This is a genomic window from Streptomyces sp. NBC_01485 (assembly GCF_036227125.1).
Classification (GTDB): Bacteria; Actinomycetota; Actinomycetes; order Streptomycetales; family Streptomycetaceae; genus Streptomyces.
Window position 1 is genome coordinate 3,398,628 of record NZ_CP109435.1, and the last position, 14,307, is coordinate 3,412,934.

At 71.7% G+C, this 14,307-nt stretch carries 13 protein-coding genes; 3 read left to right on the plus strand and 10 right to left on the minus strand.

Annotated elements, in window-relative coordinates; genetic code table 11:
• Positions 1–8: 8 nt before the first annotated feature.
• The 3 genes from OG352_RS15565 to OG352_RS15575 form a co-directional block, all read right to left on the minus strand.
• Positions 9–1,106: a chaplin family protein gene (locus OG352_RS15565; protein WP_329223836.1), complete on the minus strand. Its 1,098-nt coding sequence runs from the start codon at positions 1,104–1,106 to the stop codon at positions 9–11.
• Positions 1,107–1,237: 131 nt separating this feature from the next.
• Positions 1,238–1,465, minus strand: coding sequence for a chaplin (locus tag OG352_RS15570; protein WP_329217563.1), 228 nt, complete (start codon positions 1,463–1,465; stop codon positions 1,238–1,240).
• Positions 1,466–1,787: 322 nt separating this feature from the next.
• Positions 1,788–2,198, minus strand: a complete 411-nt coding sequence (locus OG352_RS15575; RefSeq protein WP_329217564.1) for a rodlin — start codon at positions 2,196–2,198, stop codon at positions 1,788–1,790.
• Between the two features lie 229 nt (positions 2,199–2,427).
• Between OG352_RS15575 and OG352_RS15580 the strand changes: the two genes are divergently transcribed.
• The 3 genes from OG352_RS15580 (at position 2,428) to OG352_RS15590 (ending at position 4,510) form a co-directional block, all read left to right on the plus strand.
• Positions 2,428–2,838 carry a rodlin gene (locus tag OG352_RS15580; protein WP_329217566.1) on the plus strand — a complete coding sequence of 137 codons (411 nt, stop codon included), beginning with the start codon at positions 2,428–2,430 and terminating at the stop codon, positions 2,836–2,838.
• Between the two features lie 110 nt (positions 2,839–2,948).
• A complete protein-coding gene (locus tag OG352_RS15585; RefSeq protein ID WP_329223837.1) occupies positions 2,949–3,974 on the plus strand; it encodes an LCP family protein in 1,026 nt (341 codons plus the stop codon).
• A gap of 128 nt (positions 3,975–4,102) precedes the next feature.
• A complete protein-coding gene (locus tag OG352_RS15590) occupies positions 4,103–4,510 on the plus strand; it encodes a rodlin (protein ID WP_329217567.1) in 408 nt (135 codons plus the stop codon).
• Positions 4,511–4,577: 67 nt separating this feature from the next.
• On the opposite strand, the gene OG352_RS15595 is transcribed toward OG352_RS15590, so the two are convergent.
• The 7 genes from OG352_RS15595 to iolC all read right to left on the minus strand — a co-directional run bounded on the left by OG352_RS15595 (position 4,578) and on the right by iolC (position 14,296).
• Positions 4,578–5,432 (minus strand): ABC transporter permease, encoded by an 855-nt coding sequence (locus OG352_RS15595; protein WP_329217569.1) that lies wholly within the window; start codon positions 5,430–5,432, stop codon positions 4,578–4,580.
• Entirely contained in the window at positions 5,429–8,083 is a 2,655-nt protein-coding gene (locus OG352_RS15600; protein WP_329217570.1) for a CocE/NonD family hydrolase, read from the minus strand. Before OG352_RS15600 ends, OG352_RS15595 begins: the two co-directional genes overlap by 4 nt.
• A 128-nt stretch (positions 8,084–8,211) precedes the next feature.
• Entirely contained in the window at positions 8,212–9,714 is a 1,503-nt protein-coding gene (mmsA, locus tag OG352_RS15605; RefSeq protein ID WP_329217572.1) for a CoA-acylating methylmalonate-semialdehyde dehydrogenase, read from the minus strand.
• Between the two features lie 14 nt (positions 9,715–9,728).
• A complete protein-coding gene (gene iolD, locus OG352_RS15610; protein WP_329217574.1) occupies positions 9,729–11,621 on the minus strand; it encodes a 3D-(3,5/4)-trihydroxycyclohexane-1,2-dione acylhydrolase (decyclizing) in 1,893 nt (630 codons plus the stop codon).
• Complete coding sequence (gene iolB, locus OG352_RS15615; protein WP_329217576.1) at positions 11,618–12,436, minus strand: 5-deoxy-glucuronate isomerase; 819 nt, start codon at positions 12,434–12,436, stop codon at positions 11,618–11,620. Before iolB ends, iolD begins: the two co-directional genes overlap by 4 nt.
• 10 nt (positions 12,437–12,446) lie before the next feature.
• Positions 12,447–13,331, minus strand: a complete 885-nt coding sequence (locus tag OG352_RS15620) for a Cgl0159 family (beta/alpha)8-fold protein (protein ID WP_329217578.1) — start codon at positions 13,329–13,331, stop codon at positions 12,447–12,449.
• Positions 13,328–14,296: a 5-dehydro-2-deoxygluconokinase gene (iolC, locus tag OG352_RS15625; protein WP_329217580.1), complete on the minus strand. Its 969-nt coding sequence runs from the start codon at positions 14,294–14,296 to the stop codon at positions 13,328–13,330. The genes OG352_RS15620 and iolC overlap by 4 nt, the downstream gene beginning before the upstream one ends.
• Between the last annotated feature and the right edge of the window lie 11 nt (positions 14,297–14,307).

Below are 14,307 nucleotides of genomic sequence, written 5' to 3' on the forward strand. Positions count from 1 at the left end.
CGCCGCGTTCACCGACCGGACGCCGCCCTGCCCCGCCGGTACAGCACGGCGCCACCCGCGATGAGCGCCGCACTGACCCCGGACGCGCCCAGCAGAGCCGCACTGTCACCACCGGTGTGCGCCAACTCCGGCGGCGTATGCCGACCACCCCCGTGGGGAGGCGTGGTGTGACCGCCACCGGGAGGGGGCGTGCTGCTGCCACCACCGCGGGGCGGGGTGGTGTGACCGCCACCGGGGGGCGGGGTCGTGTGACCCCCACCGGGAGGAGTACTCCCGCCGCCACCGGGGGGTGGGGTCGTGTGACCACCGCCGGGCGGAGTACTACCGCCACCACCACCGGACGGGGGCGTCGTGTGTCCCCCACCAGGCGGAGTGCTCCCGCCGCCACCGCCAGGCGGGGGCGTCGTGTGGCCTCCTCCACCCGGAGGCGGGGTCGTGTGGCCGCCACCTCCCGGGGGCGTGGCGTGACCGCCACCGGGAGGTGGAGTCGTGTGACCACCCCCGGGTGGAGGCGTGGTGTGACCACCGCCGGGAGGCGGGGTCGTGTGGCCACCGCCGGGGGGAGGCGTCGTGTGGCCGCCACCAGGCGGCGGAGTCGTATGACCCCCGCCGCCGCACGTGTCGCCGTAGCCCCCGCAGTCGTCACCCGGACCGTGGTCCCCGTATCCGTGGTCCCCGTACCCGTGGCCTCCGTACCCGTGGCCTCCGTACCCGTGGCCTCCGTATCCGGAGTCGCCGTATCCGGAGTCTCCGTACCCGTGGCCCCTGTGCCCGGAGTCCCTGTCCCCGGAGTCCCCGTAGCCGGAGTCCCCGTAGCCGGAGTCCCCGTAGCCCGAGTCGTCGTCGCCGTACGGGTTTGCGTGGGAGCGGTTCTTGTGGGTGTCCGCATGGTTGCCACAGGAGTTGCCGAACGCGGGGTTGAGCGCGGCGACGACGTCGACCGAGTTGCCGCAGGCGTTCACCGGTACGTGTACCGGGACCTCGACCTGGTTGCCCGACAGGGCTCCGGGCGAACCCTTGGCGGCCCCGTCGGCCTGCGAGTCGGCGAAGGCGTAACCGCCCCCGCACAGGGACAGAATGCTCGTCGCGGCGGCCGCCGCGACCATTCCCCTGCTCAGGGTCTGTCGCAATCTCGTTGTCTTCCTGCTTGAAGAAGTGGGAAGAGCCGGCCCTGGACCACGGGAAGTCGGTCCAAGGCCGGCCCTCGACCCAGCCGTACGGCTGGTGTGACGTGTCGTCAGTCGTTGACGCAGACGTTGCCGACGGTCGGGTTCAGCAGCGCGATGATGTTGATCGAGTTGCCGCACGCGTTGATCGGGATGTGGATCGGAGCCTGGACCACGTTGCCCGACAAGAAACCCGGGGAGCCGATGGCAGCACCGTGGGCGTCGGCGTCGGCGAAGGCCGGGGCGGCCCCGCCCAGCGCCAGGATCAGACCCGCGAAAACAGCAGCGCTCTTCTTCATGTCATTCCCTTCTCTGCGGTCATGCCTAGATGACGGTCGAAACCGAGCGAGCACAACTGGAACGGCTCACCATGACTCACAGACTGCAAACGAGAGATAGACAACCGAAGAAACTAAGGAACGTACGTCGCCAGGGAATTCACTCGAACGCCTTCATATAATTGACGCATCAGGCCCACTGGAGAAGAAACGCTTCGCCTGAGCAACTAGCCAAAATTGGCAGAATGTCAGTGGAAAACGGTGAACGAGCCGGTCCAACCAGTCCGCCGACGGCCCGCCCGCCGGAAGCGTGCGGGCCGTCGGCGGGCGATGCCGGTGAACGTCAGTGGTTGGCCACACCGTTGCCCGAGAGCGCCGAGATGTCGTCCAGGATGTGCGACAGGGGCTCGTCGCCCTTGGCCTGGGTGCTGTTCTCGACACACTGCTGGTTCTGCGGGGAGGACAGGATGTTGATGTCCTGGACCGCGACCGGGACCACGCCGAGGAGCGAGCCGGGGTTGACCTTGGCGGGCAGGCCGACGCACAGCTTGTTGAGGGAGCCCTGGACCAGCGTGGCCTGCGGGCTCATGTCGCCCTTGGTGATCGAGTTGCCGAACGCCTCGTGCGCGCCGTTGCCACTGGCGGAGGTGGTGCCGGCGTCGTCCCCGATGGCAAGCGCCTGAGGGGCGACCGCCGCGGACATACCGACGACGGAAGCGGCGACCGCCGCCACGGCCATTGCCTTCTTCAGCATTTCGCTATTCCTTTCCCTGTCCTGGCTCCGGGCCAGGACCATGTGCCTGCCACCGAACAACCGGATGCGTCGGGTTTGGTTGCGGCCCTTCACCCGATCGGTTTTTCCGACCCGCCGAAGGGAGTTCGCACCAATAGGCCATCGGAGTGAAGCAGAGCAACCAAACAGGGCGAGGGGAGTTAATCAGAACGCTCCGGTGGACGGGGTTTCTCACGAAGGGACTTATCAAGTGATCAAGAAGGTTCTGGCCACCGCCGCGGTCGCCGCCTCCGTCGTCGGTGTCTCCGCCGCCGCAGCAGCCCCGGCGCTCGCCATCGGCAACGACTCCGGCACCACCTCCGCCAGCGGCAACGGTGCCAGCCAGTCATTCGGCAACTCGGCCACCTTCGGCAACATGAGCCCCCAGATGGCACTCATCCAGGGCTCCCTCAACAAGCCGTGCATCGGCCTGCCCGCCAAGGTCAACCCCGGCTCGCTCCTCGGCGTGGTCCCGGTCGCGGTCCAGGACATCAACATCCTGTCCTCCCCGCAGAACCAGCAGTGTGTCGAGAACAGCACCCAGGCCAAGGGCGACGAGCCCCTGTCGCACATCCTGGACGACATCTCCGCGCTCTCGGGCAACGGCGCGGCCAACCACTGACCCGACGCGCTGAACGGGTTCTTTTCCTGAGCCCCGGGGTGGTTTCTCCGCCCGGACAGCGGGCCGCCGGATCATCGGCGGCCCGCTGTTCTAGCGTGCGGCGCGTGACGATGAAGAGAAACCTTTGGCCACGCCGCCTGGCGATTCCCGGAATCGTCCTGGCCGCCACCGGCGCGCTGCTCGGCAGTTCCGCGGCTCCCGGCCGGGAGCACGCTCCGCGCGCGATGAACATCCTGCTGATGGGCACCGACGAACGGGACACCATCACCACCGCCGAGAAGCACGCGTTCCACGCCGGCGGTCAGCCCTGCGGCTGCTCGGACGTCCTGATGCTGGTCCATCTCTCGGCCCGCCGGGACCGTGTCAGCGTGATCGGCATGCCCCGTGACTCGGCCGCGGAGATCCCGCCGACCCGCGACGAGGCGAGCGGCGTGAAGCGGCCGCCGCATCCGGCGAAGATCAACGCCGCCTTCCAGGAGGGCGGCCCCGGACTCGCCGTCCGGACCGTGGAGTCGATGACCGGGGTGCGCGTCGACCGGTTCGTCCAGGTGGACTTCCGGCGGTTCATGGACAGTGTGGACGAGGTCGACGGCGTCGAGGTGTGCACTCCGCGGCGGCTCAGGGACTCCGCGACCAAGCTCGACCTCGAGCCCGGCAAGCACCGGCTGCGCGGCGGGCCGGCGCTGCAGTACGTCCGCTCACGGCATGTCGACGACAGTGCCGACCTCGGCCGGATCCAGCGTCAGCAGCGGTTCCTCGTCCAGGCGTTGCGCGGGTTGCAGGCGCGCAGGCTGCTCAGCGATCCGGCGCGCACGGCGCATCTGGCGCGCACGCTCCTCGGGTCGGGCCCCCAGGGCTTCACGGTCGCCGAGCTCGCGGAGCTGGCGGCCCTGCTGCACCGGCTGCCGGCTTCGGCGACGGAGTTCACGACCGTGCCGATCGCCGGGTTCACCCCGCCCGACCTGGGCATCGGCGCGGCGCTGGCCTGGGACCGGGAGCAGGCGGACGCGCTGTTCGCGAAGGTGCGCGAGGACCGGCCGCTGGTCGCGAAGGGCGCGCAGTCCCTGCCGAAGGACCCGCCGACCGTCCTCGGCAGCACGGCCGCGGTGCGCGGGAGCGCGTACGCGTGCCGGTGAGGGGCGCACGGCCGTCGGGCGCGATGCGCTACGCCGATCGGGGCACAGCACGCAACCCCGGGCGGGGGCGGGGCGTTGATGATCACGCAGCTCCTCCCCCGGAGTCCGCATTTCGAAAGGGAACGAACATGAAGAAGCTGTGGGCATCCGCGGCCCTCGCCGCCTCCATCGCCGGTCTCGCGGGTGTGAGCGCCCCGCAGGCCCTCGCCATCGGTGACGACAGCGGCACCACCTCCGCCAGCGGCAACGGCGCCTCGTCGGAGTTCGGCAACTCCGCCACCTTCGGCGACTTGAGCCCGCAGTTCTCGCTGGTCCAGGGTTCGCTGAACAAGCCGTGCATCGGCCTGCCCCTCAAGGCGAACGCGGGCGGGGTTCTCGGCGTGGTCCCGGTCACCCCCCAGGACATCAACGTCCTGTCCTCCCCGCAGAACCAGCAGTGTGTCGAGAACAGCACCCAGGCCAAGGGCGACGAGCCCCTGTCGCACATCCTGGACGACATCTCGGTCCTGGCGGGCAACGGCGCGGGCAACGGCTGAGCCACACCCTGACGTACCGCGACGGCGGGTCACCGGTTCTCCGGTGACCCGCCGTTTCGTGCGCGGCCTACGACACCACGTCCTTGCGGGCGAAGCCGCGGAAGGCCAGGGCGAACAGGATCAGGGCGTAGGTCACGGAGACGGCGGTGCCCTGGATCATGCCGGACCACTCGGGGGTGGGCTGGACGGCGTCGGCCCAGGCGAACTGCCAGTGCGCGGGCAGGAAGTCGCGCCAGTCGCCGAGAGCGGTGACGGCGTCGAGGACGTTGCCGACGATGGTCAGGCCGACCGCGCCGCCGACCGCGCCGAGCGGGGCGTCGGTCTTCGTCGAGAGCCAGAACGCCAGCCCCGCGGTGACCAGTTGGGAGACGAAGACGTACCCGACGACGATCACGAGGCGCCCGGCCGCCGTGCCCGGGGCGAGGGCGCCGCCCGTGGGGAGTTCCAGCGGGCCCCAGCCGTAGGCCGCCGTGCCGACGGCGAGGGCGACGACCGGGAGCAGGACCATCGCGGCGAGGCTGAGGCCGAGGCCGACGACGAGCTTGGACCACAGCAGGCGGGCCCGGGGCACGGGTGCGGCGAGGAGGTAGCGCAGGGAGGACCAGCCGGCCTCCGAGGCGACCGTGTCGCCGCAGAACAGGGCGACCGGGATGACGAGGAGGAAGCCGGCCGACACGAACAGGTTGACGGCGGCGAAGTTGGCGCCGGACGCGGTCGCCGTGTCCATCAGGGTCACCCGGTCGTTGCGGCCGCCGGGCTCGCCGCCGATCGCGAAGGCGATGAGCAGGACGAACGGGAGGGCGGCGAGGATGCCGCCCATGATCAGCGTGCGGCGGCGCTTGAGCTGGCGGACCAGTTCGACGCGCAGCGGCAGCGTGCGGCCCGCCTGGTAGCCGGAGGCGACCTCGGTGAGCGTGCTCATGCGGAACCTCCGATCAGGGTGAGGAAGGCGTCCTCCAGGCGGCGGTGCGGGCCGACCGACGTCACGGGCACGTCGAGCCGGACGAGTTCGGCGACCAGGTGCTGGGCGGTGCCGCCGGTGTCCAGGCGGATCAGCAGGCCGTCGTCGGCGGGGACCGCGGAGGCCACGCCGGGCAGGGCGGCGATCTTCTCGGCGAGCGGCTCGTCCACGGGGGCGGCGGTGCCGACGAGGAGGGTGTCGCCGGAGCCGACGATCTCGGCGACCGGGCCGGCCTGGACGAGCTTTCCGCGGTCCATGACGACGAGGTGCGTGCAGGTCTGCTCGACCTCGGTCAGGAGGTGGCTGGAGACGATCACCGTGCGGCCGGCGGCCGCGTAGCGGATCATCACCTCGCGCATCTCGCGGATCTGCGGCGGGTCGAGGCCGTTGGTCGGCTCGTCGAGGATGAGCAGGTCCGGGAGGCCCAGCATGGCCTGGGCGATGGCCAGGCGCTGGCGCATGCCCTGGGAGTAGGTGCGTACCGCGCGGGCGAGGGCGTCGCCGAGGCCGGCGATCTCCAGGGCCTCCGCGAGGTGGGCGTCGGCGGCCGGGCGGCCGGTGGCCTGCCAGTACAGCTCCAGGTTCTCCCGGCCGGACAGGTGCGGGAGGAAGCCGGCGCCCTCGACGAAGGAGCCGACGCGGGAGAGGACGGGGGCGCCGGGGCGGATGGCGTGGCCGAAGACGTGGATCTCGCCGGCGTCGGGCCTGATCAGGCCCATCAGCATGCGCAGGGTGGTCGTCTTGCCCGCGCCGTTCGGGCCGAGGAGGCCGAGGACCTGGCCCTGCTCGACGCGGAAGGAGAGGTCGCGGACGCTGTAGCGGTCGCCGTTCGCGTACTTCTTGCTCAGGTCGGTGATCTGGAGCGGGACGCCGGCCAGCTCCGGGTCGGGGGCGGGGGTGGCGGTGCGGCGGCGGGCCGTCAGGAGCAGGGCGAGCGCGATCGCCGCGCCGGTGAGGGGCAGCCACCAGACCCAGGACGGGAGCTGGGCCGCCGCTGTCGTCACGGCGGGGGCGGTGGGGACCTCGAGGTCGCCCTTCACGGAGACGGTGTACGTCGCCGGGGTCAGCGGGGAGGCGTAGCCGAGGTCGGTGGAGGCGAGGACCAGGCGCAGGCGGTGGCCGTCGTCGACCTTGTGGTCGATCGCCGGGAGCGTGATCGGGACGTCCTTGCCCGCCTTGGCGCCCTCGACGCGGACCGGGGCGACGAGCTGGGAGGGCAGCACCTGCCGGGCGCCGTCGGCGCCGACGTCGTAGACCTTGGCGAAGAGGACGGCCGTGTCGGACGTCGATTTCACGTGGACGGTGACCGTCGGGGAGCCGGTGACGCGCAGGTCGTCGGTGACCGGCGCGGATTCGAACGCGGCGTACTGGCCGGGGAAGTCGAGGGAGACGCCGACGCCGAGGGCGGAGAGCTGGGAGAGGCCGCCGCCGCCGAGGCCGGGCAGGGCGGAGACGGCGGGCGGGCTGGCGCCGGCCGGGTTGGCGAAGGACTGCTCCTCGCGGCGGCCGGTCAGCGCGAACGCGCGCTCGCCGCTCTCCAGGCCGGGGTAGCTGTCCGCGCTCGCGCCCCGGAGCCGGGCGGCGCCGTCGGTGGAGTCGACGCCGCCGGTGCGGGTGACGCGGAAGGCGGGGCCGGTGTCGGCGGACTTGTCGTCCTTGAGGTAGCGGTCGAACCAGGACCGCACCCGGGTCTGCACGCGCGCGGTCTCCAGGTCGCCGCCGTCGTGGCCGCCCGCGATCCAGTCGACGTCGACGGGCGCGCCGTTCGCGCGGATCGCCTTCTCGGCGGCGTCGGACTGGGCGAGGGTGAAGAGGGAGTCGGTCTGGCCCTGGATCAGGAGGGTGGGGACCTTGATGCGGGCGGCGACGGCGGACGGCGAGCGCGCTTCGAGGAGCGCGCGGGCGGCGGCGTCGGGGGTGCCGGACTCGGCGACGCGCTCGTACATCGCGGCCAGCGCGGGTTCGAAGTGGGCGGCGCCGCCACCGGTGTTGAAGAAGATGCCGGACCACAGCTTCTTGAAGACGCCGTCGGGGAACAGGGCGTCCGCGAGGTTCCAGTAGGTGATCGCGGGGGCGATGGCGTCGACCCGGTCGTCGTGGCCGGCGGCGAGCAGGGAGACCGCGCCGCCGTAGGAGGCTCCGGCCACGCCCACGCGCGGGTCGCCGGTCTTGTCGAGCTGGACCTGCGGCTGCTTCGCCAGCCAGTCGATCAGCTTCGAGACGTCGGCGACCTCGCCCTTCGGGTCGTTCAGCCCGATCCTGCCGGTGGACTCGCCGAAGCCGCGCGCCGACCAGGTCAGCACCGCGTAGCCGTCCCGGGCGAGGTTCTCGGCCTGCTGCCGGACGTCGTCCTTGCTGCCGCCGAAGCCGTGCCCGAGGAGAACGGCGGGGCGGCGGCCGGCGGAGCCGGAGGTGAAGAAGGACGTGTCCAGCTTCACCCCGTCCACGGCCATGACCCGGTCGGTGCTCCGCACCGCGGGCGTGCCGTCGTCGGAGGCGACGGCCGTCCAGGTACCGGCACCGGCGAGTACGACGACGGCGGCTGCGGCTGCGGCGGAGAGGAGCCGCCGCGGCCGCCGTAGCCCTCGCAGCCCGGACAGTCGAAGATCCATGCTTCAACCGTACGGGGTCAACCTGTCGGAGACGTGTCACCGGAGGCCGAACTCCGGGACCTCCCCGGGGCGTACGGGCCGGTGTCGTCGTACACCAGCCGCGGTACGCCCCCGGTGAAGGCGCGTGCTCAGTGGTTGCGCGGGAAGCCCAGGTCGACGCCGCCGGGGCCGTCGGCCGGGTCGGGCCAGCGGGTGGTGACGACCTTGCCCCGGGTGTAGAAGTGGGTGCCGTCGTTGCCGTAGACGTGGTGGTCGCCGAAGAGGGAGTCCTTCCAGCCGCCGAAGCTGTGGTAGCCGACGGGGACCGGGATCGGGACGTTCACGCCGACCATGCCGGCCTCGATCTCCAGTTGGAAGCGGCGGGCCGCGCCGCCGTCCCGGGTGAAGATCGCGGTGCCGTTGCCGAAGGGCGAGCTGTTGATCAGCGCCACGCCGTCGTCGTACGACTCGACGCGCAGGACGCACAGGACCGGGCCGAAGATCTCCTCCTGGTAGGCCTTCGCGGTCGTGGGCACCTTGTCGAGGAGCGAGATGCCGATCCAGTGGCCGTCCTCGAAGCCGTCGACCGTGTAGCCGGTGCCGTCGAGGACGACCTCCGCGCCCTCGGCCGCCGCGCCCGTGACGTACGACGCCACCTTGTCGCGGTGGACGGCGGTGATCAGCGGGCCCATCTCGCTCGTGGGGTCGTTGCCGGGGCCGATCTTGATCTTTTCGGCGCGTTCGCGGATCTTCTGCACCAGTTCGTCGCCGATCGCGCCGACGGCGACGACCGCGGAGATCGCCATGCAGCGTTCGCCCGCCGAGCCGTAGGCGGCGGACACGGCGGCGTCGGCCGCCGCGTCCAGGTCGGCGTCCGGGAGGACCAGCATGTGGTTCTTCGCGCCGCCCAGGGCCTGGACGCGCTTGTGGTTCGCGGAGGCGGTGGTGTGGATGTGGCGGGCGATCGGGGTCGAGCCGACGAAGGAGACCGCCTTGACGTCCGGGTGGTCGAGGAGGCGGTCCACCGCCACCTTGTCGCCGTGGACGATGTTGAACACGCCGTCGGGAAGGCCCGCCTCCGCGAGCAGTTCGGCGATCTTGAGCGACGCCGACGGGTCCTTCTCGGACGGCTTCAGCACGAACGTGTTGCCGCACGCGATGGCCATCGGGAACATCCACATCGGGACCATCGCCGGGAAGTTGAACGGCGTGATGCCCGCGACGACGCCCAGCGGCTGGCGGATGGACGAGACGTCCACGCGGCTGGCGACCTCGGTCGACAGCTCGCCCTTCAGCTGCACGGTGATCCCGCACGCCAGGTCGACGATCTCCAGGCCGCGCGCGACCTCGCCCAGCGCGTCGCTGTGCACCTTGCCGTGCTCGGCGGTGATCAGCTCCGCGATCGCGTCCCGGTTCGCGTCGAGCAGCGCCCGGAACTTGAACAGGATGGTGCTGCGCCTGGCGAGCGAGGTGGTGCCCCAGCTCGCGTACGCGCCCTTGGCCGCGGCGACGGCCGCGTCGACCTCGTCGACGGTCGCGAACGGGACCTTCGTGGTGACCGCGCCGGTCGCCGGGTCGGTGACGGGTCCGTAGGTACCCGACGCGCCTTCGACGGACTTGCCGCCGATCCAGTGGTTGAGGATCTTCGTCATGGCCCAGTACTCCTTCACAGATGGTGGCGTCGGGTGGAGACGTGCCGTTCGTACAGCTCGCGTGCCCTGACCGCGGACGGTCGGGTCGCGGTCTCGGCCACAGGTACATCCCACCAGGCCTGCGCGGGCGGCGGCCCCGACACAGTGTCGGCTGTTTCGGTCTCCACGTAGACACAAGTGGGAGTGTCGGCGCGGCGCGCCTCGGCCAGGGCCTCGCGCAGTTCGCAGACGGTCTTCGCGCGCAGCACCCGCATGCCCAGGCTGGCCACGTTGGCGGCCAGGTCGACGGGCAGCGGGGCCCCGGTGAAGGTGCCGTCCGCCGAGGTGAAGCGGTACGCGGTGCCGAACCGCTCGCCGCCCACCCTCTCCGACAGACCGCCGATCGAGGCGTAGCCGTGGTTCTGCACGAGCAGGATCTTGATCGCGATCCCCTCCTGCACGGCCGTCACGATCTCCGTCGGCATCATCAGGTACGTGCCGTCGCCGACCAGCGCCCAGACGTTGCGTTCGGGGGCGGCCAGCTTCACGCCGATCGCGGCCGGGATCTCGTACCCCATGCAGGAGTAGCCGTACTCCAGGTGGTACTGGTCCCGGGAGCGCGCCCGCCAGAGTCTGTGCAGGTCGCCGGGGAGCGAACCGGCCGCGTTGATGATCACGTCCGACTCGTCGGCCAGGGCGTCGAGCGCGCCGAGCACCTGGGACTGGGTGGGGCGGACGTCGGGTTCGTCCGCCTCGTAGCAGGCGTCGACGCGCTGCTCCCAGCGCTCCTTGTCCTCGGAGTACTCGGTGACGTACGCGTCCGCGACCCGGTGGCCGTGCAGGCCCAGGGCCTGGGTCAGCTCCGTCAGGGCGCTGCGGGCGTCCGCGACGAGCGGGAGGCCGGCGAGCTTGTGGCCGTCGTAGGGGGCGATGTTGAGGTTGAGGAAGCGGACGCCGTCGCCGGTGAAGAGGGTGTGGGAGGCGGTGGTGAAGTCGGTGTACCGCGTGCCGACGCCGATGACCAGGTCGGCCGTGCGGGCGAGTTCGTCGGCGGTGGCGGTGCCGGTGTGGCCGACGCCGCCGACGTCCTGGGGGTGGTCGTAGCGCAGCGAGCCCTTGCCTGCCTGGGTGGAGCCGACCGGGATGCCGGTGGCCTCGGCGAACTCGGCGAGGGCCTCCTCGGCGCGGCTGTGGTGGACTCCGCCGCCGGCGATGAGGAGGGGGCGCCTGGCGGCGCGGACGGCGGTGACCGCCTCGGCGAGTTCGGTGGGGTCGGCTCCGGGGCGTCGTACGACCCAGGTGCGCTCGGCGAAGAACTCGTCGGGCCAGTCGTGGGCCTCGGCCTGGACGTCCTGGGGCATCGCGAGGGTGACCGCGCCCGTGTCGACGGGGTCGGTGAGGACGCGCATGGCCTGGAGGGCGGCCGGGATGAGGGCCTCGGGGCGGGTGACGCGGTCGAAGTACTTCGACACCGGGCGCAGGGTGTCGTTGACCGAGACGTCGCCCGCGTACGGCACTTCGAGCTGCTGGAGGACCGGGTCGGCGACGCGGGTCGCGAAGACGTCACCCGGGAGGAGGAGGACCGGGAGGTGGTTGACGGTGGCGAGGGCGGCGCCGGTGACCAGGTTGGTCGCGCCGGGGCCGATGGAGGTCGTCACCGCGTGGGTGGAGAGGCGGCCCGACTGGCGGGCGTACCCGACGGCCGCGTGCACCATCGACTGCTCGTTGCGGCCCTGGTGGAACGGCATCACGTCGCGGGCCTCGATGAGCGCCTGGCCGAGGCCGGCCACATTGCCGTGGCCGAAGATGCCCCAGGTCGCGCCGATCAGCCGCTGCCGGACACCGTCGCGCTCGGTGTACTGGGCGGCGAGGAACCGCACGAGCGCCTGGGCCACCGTGAGCCGCGTCGTCGAGGTCCGCACCGTCATCGGTAACCCTCCGAGTGGTCCGGGTGGAAGCAGATCCGCCACTCCCGCTTCTCGCCCGGCCCGGCCATGACGTTCAGGTAGTACATCGCGTGCCCGGGCTGGGCGATCGACGGACCGTGCCAGCCGTCCGGGACGAGGACGGCGTCGCCGGAGCGGACCTCGGCGAGGACCTCGGAGCCGCCCTCGCGCGACGGGGACACCCGCTGGTAGCCGAAACCGTTCGGGCCGTCGATCTCGAAGTAGTAGATCTCCTCGAGCTCGGCCTCCTCGCCCGGCCGGTTCTCGTCGTGCTTGTGCGGCGGGTACGAGGACCAGTTGCCGCCGGGGGTGATCACCTCGACGGCGATCAGCTTGTCGCACTCGAAGGCGGAGGCGGAGGCGAAGTTGCGCACCAGGCGGGTGCAGGCGCCGCTGCCGCGCTCTTCGACGGGGACCTCCGGCGCGGGGCCGTAGCGGGCGGGGAGTTGTCGCTCGCACTTCGCTCCTGCCAGGGCGAAGCGGCCTCCCGCGCCGGAGGCGATCGTGGCCCGGGCGTCCCGGGGAACGTACGCGAAGTCGGAGACCGACGCGAACACCGTTTCCCTGCCCAGGAGTTGGAACTCTTCTCCATCTGTTTGTACGATACAGCCACCTTCGAGCGGAAGGACGATCCACTCACTGTCACCGGTGGCGAAGGTGTGGGTGCCGCCCGGCGCCAGCTCGACGATCCGCAGACTGCTGTGGGTCCAGCCGGCCCGCTCCGGATCGATGTCCAGGACGTGGTCCCCGTCGGCGGTGGCGCCGCGCGGGATGTACAGGTCCTTCGTGTTCGTCATACGGCGGCCCTCACAGCAGTCCTACGGCGGTGTCCACGGCGGCGACGACGTCCCCGCCGGCCGGGTACAGCAGCGAGCGGCCGACCACCAGGCCCCGCACGGTGGGCAGGCGCAGCGCGCTGCGCCACTTCTCGTACGCGCCGTCCTGATCGTCGCCGACCTCGCCGCCCAGCAGGACGGCGGGGAGCGTGGACGCCTCCATGACCTCGGCCATGTCGTCGGGGTTCTCGGTGACGGGGAGCTTCAGCCAGGTGTAGGCCGAGGTGCCGCCCAGGCCCGAGGAGATGGCGATCGACTTGATGACGGCCTCGGCGGAGAGGTCGTTCACCACCTTGCCCTCGGGGGTGCGCCGGCTGATGAACGGCTCGACGAAGAGGGGCAGCTTGCGGGCGGCCATGTCGTCGACGGCGCGGGCGGTGCTCTCCAGGGTGGTGAGGGAGCCCGGGTCGTCGTAGTCGAGGCGCAGGAGCAGCTTGCCCGCGTCGAAGTTCAGGCGCTGGATGTCCTCGGGGCGGTGACCGGTGAAGCGGTCGTCGAGCTCGAAGACGGAGCCCTGGAGGCCGCCCCGGTTCAGCGAGCCCATGACGACCTTGCCGTCGAGCGCGCCGAGGAGGAGCAGGTCGTCCAGGATGTCGGCGGTCGCGAGGACACCGTCCACACCGGGGCGGGACAGTGCCAGCACCAGGCGTTCCAGCAGGTCGGCGCGGTTGGCCATGGCCAGCCCGTTACCGCCGACGCCGAGCGCGCCACGCGCCGTGTGGTCGGCGGCGACGATCATCAGACGGCCGGAGTCCTGGATGAGCGGCCTGCGGAGGCGGCGGGCGGCCGCCTCGGCGATCGCCTCGGGGTGCTGCGCGCGCAGCCGGACGAGTTCGGAGACGTCGACGTTCGTCACAGTACGGCTCCTGCCTCGATCGCGGCTTCCACTTCGTCCGGCGTCGGCATCGCGGAGGAGCACTCCAGACGGGAGGCGACGATCGCGCCGGCGGCGTTGGCGTGACGCATGATCTTCTCCAGGTCCCAGCCCGCGAGCAGGCCGTGGCAGAGGGAGCCGCCGAAGGCGTCACCGGCGCCGAGGCCGTTGAGGACGTTCACCGGCAGCGGCGGGACCTCGGCGGTCTCGCCCTCGCGGTTGACGGCCAGGACGCCCTTGGGGCCCTGTTTGACGACGGCGAGCTCGACGCCGGCGTCCAGCAGCGCCTGCGCCGCCGCCCGCGGCTCGCGCACGCCGGTGGCCACCTCCACCTCGTCGAGGTTGCCGACGGCGACGGTGGTGTGGCGGAGGGCCTCCTCGTAGAAGGGGCGGGCGACCGCGGCCGGGTCACCCCCGGACGGGTGCTTCCAGAACATCGGGCGCCAGTCGAGGTCGAAGACCGTGGTGCCGGCCTTGGCCCGGTGGGCGAGGGCGGCGAGGGTCGCCGTACGGCTGGGCTCCTCGCTGAGGCCGGTGCCGGTGACCCAGAAGACGCGGGCCTCGCGGACGGCGTCGAGGTCGAGCTCCTGGGCGTCGATCTCCAGGTCCGGGGCCTTTGGCTGCCGGTAGAAGTACAGCGGGAAGTCGTCCGGCGGGAAGACCTCGCAGAAGGTGACGGGCGTCGGCAGGCCGGGCACGGGCGTGACCCAGCGGTCGTCCACGCCGAAGCCGCGCAGGGCCTCGTGCAGGTAGGCGCCGAAGGGGTCGTCGCCGGTGCGGGAGATCACGGCCGTCTCCCTGCCGAGCCGGGCGGCGGCCACTGCGACGTTGGTCGCCGATCCGCCCAGGAACTTCCCGAAGGACGTGACCTGCGGGAGTGGGACACCCGTCTGCAGCGGGTAGAGGTCCACGCCTATCCGCCCCATGGTGATCAGGTCGTACCCCATCGAGTTCCCTT

Bases quoted from the DNA above. Each gene is read 5' to 3' on its own strand.
- OG352_RS15565 (WP_329223836.1), bottom strand. From the start codon at position 1,106: ATGGTCGCGGCGGCCGCCGCGACGAGCATTCTGTCCCTGTGCGGGGGC.
- OG352_RS15570 (WP_329217563.1), bottom strand. From the start codon at position 1,465: ATGAAGAAGAGCGCTGCTGTTTTCGCGGGTCTGATCCTGGCGCTGGGC.
- OG352_RS15575 (WP_329217564.1), bottom strand. From the start codon at position 2,198: ATGCTGAAGAAGGCAATGGCCGTGGCGGCGGTCGCCGCTTCCGTCGTC.
- OG352_RS15585 (WP_329223837.1), top strand. From the start codon at position 2,949: ATGAAGAGAAACCTTTGGCCACGCCGCCTGGCGATTCCCGGAATCGTC.
- OG352_RS15590 (WP_329217567.1), top strand. From the start codon at position 4,103: ATGAAGAAGCTGTGGGCATCCGCGGCCCTCGCCGCCTCCATCGCCGGT.
- OG352_RS15595 (WP_329217569.1), bottom strand. From the start codon at position 5,432: ATGAGCACGCTCACCGAGGTCGCCTCCGGCTACCAGGCGGGCCGCACG.
- OG352_RS15600 (WP_329217570.1), bottom strand. From the start codon at position 8,083: ATGGATCTTCGACTGTCCGGGCTGCGAGGGCTACGGCGGCCGCGGCGG.
- mmsA (WP_329217572.1), bottom strand. From the start codon at position 9,714: ATGACGAAGATCCTCAACCACTGGATCGGCGGCAAGTCCGTCGAAGGC.
- iolD (WP_329217574.1), bottom strand. From the start codon at position 11,621: ATGACGGTGCGGACCTCGACGACGCGGCTCACGGTGGCCCAGGCGCTC.
- iolB (WP_329217576.1), bottom strand. From the start codon at position 12,436: ATGACGAACACGAAGGACCTGTACATCCCGCGCGGCGCCACCGCCGAC.
- iolC (WP_329217580.1), bottom strand. From the start codon at position 14,296: ATGGGGTACGACCTGATCACCATGGGGCGGATAGGCGTGGACCTCTAC.